This window comes from Priestia sp. SIMBA_032 (assembly GCF_046535215.1).
Classification (GTDB): Bacteria; Bacillota; Bacilli; order Bacillales; family Bacillaceae_H; genus Priestia; species Priestia aryabhattai.
The window spans coordinates 1-249 of record NZ_JAWRXD010001234.1; the positions used below are offsets into that span (position 1 = coordinate 1).

General features: G+C 69.5%; 1 protein-coding gene. It reads left to right on the forward strand.

The window, feature by feature from the left end:
• Positions 1-249 (forward strand): hypothetical protein (locus tag SB717_RS38270; RefSeq protein ID WP_410908418.1); only part of this gene is annotated, 249 nt, incomplete at both ends.

A 249-nucleotide genomic window follows, 5' to 3' on the forward strand; every position in this document is an offset into this window, starting at 1 on the left:
GTGGTGCGCGCCTCGACCGCGCCGCCGGCCCGCTGAACCCTCACCCCCACGAAAGGCACACCATGCGAAACAACACTCTGCGACGGGGCAGATTCGCCGCCGCCCTCCTCACCGCCGGCGTGATCGCCGGAACGCTCGCCGCCTGCGGGTCGAGCGGAGGAGGCTCCAGCGACGCCATAAAGGCCCACGGCCCGATCACCATCTGGTACTCGAACAACGCGCAGGAGGTGCAGTGGGGCAAGTCGATGG